Source organism: Catenibacterium sp. (assembly GCF_052354645.1).
Taxonomy (GTDB): Bacteria; Bacillota_I; Bacilli_A; order Erysipelotrichales; family Coprobacillaceae; genus Catenibacterium; species Catenibacterium mitsuoka_A.
In genome coordinates, this window is record NZ_DAWDDM010000189.1 from 1 (window position 1) to 3,974 (window position 3,974).

The following is a 3,974-nucleotide window of genomic DNA, read 5'->3' on the forward strand; positions in this document are numbered from 1 at the left end:
TCTTTGTTTAAAGTAATTTTAATCATATTACTTTTTGACTGAGGACGAAGAAGAAAACCAGCAGCAACTATAATCAATAAAACAGTCAACACATAAATATCATATTTTCTGTTTTTCATTATTTTCTCCTTGTATAATAGAATAAGGAGGTGCTTTATGAAAAGAATACTTTCACTTATCCTATGTTTTTCTTTACTTAGTGGCTGTAAGCCTAATAATGAACCCATTACTCAGAAAGAGTTCTGTTTAGATACAGTTGTCTCTATTACTTTATATGATTCATCTTCAAAAAATATTATAAATAAGTGCTTTGATTTATGTAAGAAATATGAACTACTTTTCTCTACCACAAATACTTCTAGTGAACTCTATCAAATTAATCATAATAAGAATAAGACCCAATACCAAACTATTTCTAACGAACTCGCCTCTGTCATTAAACAGGGACTTTATTATAGTGAGTTATCACATGGTGCTTTTGATATTACGATTGGCGCTGTGAGTTCTTTATGGGATTTCAAGAGTGATAAAGTAACTTTACCCAATGAAACTCTCATAAAAGAAAATCTTAAAACAGTTAACTATCAAAATATTATCTGTGATCACAAAAAAATACTCTATAAAAATCCTAATACAATAATAGATTTAGGTGCAATAGCGAAAGGATATATTGCAGATAAACTTAAAGAGTATTTAATCCAACATAAAGTCAATAATGCCTTGATTAATCTTGGTGGTAATATCCTATGTGTCGGAGATAAGATGACAGAAGGATATCGTATTGGAATCACCAATCCTCAAAAAACAGATGAATCTATTATAAGTACTAAAATAGAAGATAAATCAGTTGTAACAAGTGGCATTTATCAACGACAGATGAAAGTGAACCATCATGTTTATCATCATATTTCAAACCCTCGTACGGGTTATAGTTATGATAACGGACTCGCTTCTGTCACTATTGTATCCCCTTCTTCAATGCAGGGTGATGCATTAAGTACTGTATGTTTCTCTTTAGGACTCGAAAAAGGCAAAGCACTGATTGAATCGCTAGACGATGTAGAAGCATGCTTTATTGATACAAATAATCAAATCACTTATACAAAAAACTTCAATCACTCTTAAAAAAATCCCAATAAAGGGATTTTTTTATTGAATGACTTTTCTAGGACATTTTTCTACACATGCCCCACAATTTGTACATTTAGAATAATCTATATGGGCTAAGAAATCATCGACAGTAATCGCTCCATTTGGACATACCTTTGTACATAAACGACAGCCAATACAACCTGATTGACAGCTTTTAGTGACAACTGGTCCCTTATCATGAGAATTACATTGAACACGATGTATCGCTTCATAAGGTACCATTTCAATCAGATGATTAGGACATGCTTCCATACATTTCTGACACCCTTTACATTTTTCCTTATCTACAACAGCTACACCATCTACAATATGGATTGCATTAAAATCACAAGCCTGTACGCAGCTTCCTAAACCAATACAGCCTGAAACACACATCTTACCACCTTTACCTGGTACTAATGCAGCACTTAAACAATCTTTAATACCTGAATAATCAGACACAGGTGTGACTTTATCACAAGTTCCTTTACATTTCACAAAGGCTGTATAACGTGTACTTGCCTGTGTTTGCTGTCCTAAAATAGAAGCAATATTTGCGCCTACTTCATTACCTCCTACAGGACATTGATTACTAGGTGCTTCTCCTTTTGCAATCGCATGAGCTAAACCATCACACCCTGGATAACCACAGGCACCACAGTTATTACCTGGAAGAACAGATCTGATTTTCTGTTCTTTTTCATCTACAACAACCTTAAACTTCTCACTTGCAATACCAAGAACTATTCCAATAAATAGCCCTATCAAACCAACAAGGAGAGTTGCAATCATAATTGACTTCATATTCATTCTCCCCCTTTAAATCAAGCCTGAAAAGCCAATAAAGGCAATGGCCATCAAACCTGCAGTAATCAATACAATAGGAGACCCTTTGAAGCTATGAGGAATATCATTATCTTCTATTCTTTCTCTAATTCCTGCAAGAATAATAATAGATATAGTGAAGCCTACAGCTGTTCCAAAACCAGCGACAACACTTGCGATGAAATTATAATGATTTTGTACATTCGTCAAAGCCACACCAAGTACGGCACAGTTTGTTGTAATCAGTGGTAAATAAACCCCTAGAGACTGATATAGCCCTTGTGAATATTTCTTTAAGAATAATTCTACTAATTGGACAAGTGCTGCAATAATAAGAATAAACGCAATTGTTTCTAAATATTCTACATGGAATTTCACTAATAATCGATAAAGAAGTGAAGTGACAGCTGAGGCAATCGTAATAACGAATATAACGGCGCCTCCCATACCTGCTGCTGTTTCTATTTTCTTAGAAACACCTAAGAATGGACATAAACCTAAGAATTGAGATAAAACAACGTTATTGACTAAAGAGACACTAATTAAAGTTAAAAGTAATGTTTTCATCATTTCTGCACCTCCTTCTTATATTCTTCAAAGCAAGTAATACCATGACAATGTGTGCAATCTCCGCCACATTCTAGTGTAGAAGAATGTTCAATGTTGGTTGCGCTTGGTAGTTTTAATTTATTTTGTATTGCGGTTAACATGGATAAGACAAAGAATGCCCCTGTAGCCATGATAAAAATAGAAATAGGTTCATAGTCTTTTGGCATGATTGTATAACCAAAAGCAGTACCAGCTCCTAAAAGTTCTCTCACGAGTCCATTACAAGTAAGGGCTAAAGTAAATCCTAAACCCATACCTACACCATCTAATATAGAAAGAATAGGATTATTCTTAGATGCAAATGCTTCTGCACGGCCTAAAATAATACAGTTGACCACAATAAGAGGAATATAAATACCTAATGTATCATATAAAGATGGAAGATTTGCCTGTAATAGGAGCTGTATAACAGTCACAAGAGTGGCCACGATAACTATATAAGCTGGAATTCTAACACGTTCAGGAATAATCTTACGTAATGCGGAAATCACAAAGTTACTCATAATAAGTACAGCCATTGTCGTGAGTCCCATACCCATCCCACTCATAGCTGAAGTTGTGACAGCAAGAGTTGGACACATACCTAACATTAAGACAAATGTAGGATTTTCTTTAATAATGCCATTATAAACAGGTTTGATATATTTATTCACGTTGTCCATCTCCTTTCAACAGATCATAGAAATCAAGGGCACCATTGACACCATTTGTGACTGCTTTAGAAGTAATAGTGGCACTAGAAAGAGAATCAATTTCATTATCTTTCTCTTTACCTGTTTTAGTAATAACAAATGAATCCACCTTCTTATTCAAATATTGTAATCTAAAAGATTCATTCTTCGCGTTCATACCAAGCCCTACTGTTTCATTAATAGTTAAGATTTCTACACCTTTAATCTGTTTATTCAAATCAATTCCAATAATAAGTTCTATTTCACCACCAAAGCCATCTTTATCAGTCACCTGAATGACATAGCCTTGTAATTTATTATCTTTATAAGCCCCTAAAGCATTGGTGATTTCAATACCATTCTTTCCATAATCTTTTGTAAGAAGCTTTGGGCTTTGTTGAATGAGTTTACTGTAATCAGCCTTGAAATCATCTGCTTCACTCATAACCTTCTTATAGGCAAGAAGCTTTGTTTCTTCTTGTTTTGCGGCTATTTTATCTTTTGTAGAATTATAAACAAAACCAAGGAGACATCCAGATACAATAGTAATGATAAATAAGATGCATGTATCCTTGATGATTCTCTTTATATTCATGATACCACCGCCTTCTTTGTTTTATAGAGAAGTGTATATTTAACAATAAGAGGTACAACAACATTTCCTAGAATAATAGCATAAGAAAAACCTTCTGTAGTTGTCCCAAAGAATCTAAATAAACCAGTGAGTATTCCTATTAA

6 protein-coding genes are annotated in these 3,974 nt (G+C 33.8%); 1 reads left to right on the forward strand and 5 read right to left on the reverse strand.

Translation table 11 applies throughout. The annotated features are described in order from the left end of the window. Positions 1 to 156: 156 nt before the first annotated feature. Complete coding sequence (locus ACT8VG_RS08285) at positions 157 to 1,125, forward strand: FAD:protein FMN transferase (RefSeq protein ID WP_444195607.1); 969 nt, start codon at positions 157 to 159, stop codon at positions 1,123 to 1,125. 24 nt (positions 1,126 to 1,149) lie between these two features. On the opposite strand, the gene ACT8VG_RS08290 is transcribed toward ACT8VG_RS08285, so the two are convergent. The 5 genes from ACT8VG_RS08290 to ACT8VG_RS08310 are packed head-to-tail and all read right to left on the reverse strand — an operon-like array spanning position 1,150 to position 3,971. Next, positions 1,150 to 1,935: an RnfABCDGE type electron transport complex subunit B gene (locus tag ACT8VG_RS08290; RefSeq protein ID WP_226793698.1), complete on the reverse strand. Its 786-nt coding sequence runs from the start codon at positions 1,933 to 1,935 to the stop codon at positions 1,150 to 1,152. A gap of 15 nt (positions 1,936 to 1,950) precedes the next feature. Further along, a complete protein-coding gene (gene rsxA, locus ACT8VG_RS08295) occupies positions 1,951 to 2,523 on the reverse strand; it encodes an electron transport complex subunit RsxA (RefSeq protein WP_195920338.1) in 573 nt (190 codons plus the stop codon). Then, on the reverse strand, positions 2,523 to 3,218 hold the full coding sequence (gene rsxE / locus ACT8VG_RS08300; RefSeq protein ID WP_444195608.1) for an electron transport complex subunit RsxE: 696 nt from the start codon (positions 3,216 to 3,218) through the stop codon (positions 2,523 to 2,525). The genes rsxA and rsxE overlap by 1 nt, the downstream gene beginning before the upstream one ends. Beyond that, the gene (locus ACT8VG_RS08305) at positions 3,211 to 3,831 is read right to left on the reverse strand and encodes an RnfABCDGE type electron transport complex subunit G (protein WP_444195609.1); all 621 of its coding nucleotides are present in this window, start codon (positions 3,829 to 3,831) and stop codon (positions 3,211 to 3,213) included. The genes rsxE and ACT8VG_RS08305 overlap by 8 nt, the downstream gene beginning before the upstream one ends. Beyond that, positions 3,828 to 3,971, reverse strand: coding sequence for an RnfABCDGE type electron transport complex subunit D (locus ACT8VG_RS08310; RefSeq protein ID WP_444195610.1), 144 nt, complete (start codon positions 3,969 to 3,971; stop codon positions 3,828 to 3,830). The genes ACT8VG_RS08305 and ACT8VG_RS08310 overlap by 4 nt, the downstream gene beginning before the upstream one ends. Between the last annotated feature and the right edge of the window lie 3 nt (positions 3,972 to 3,974).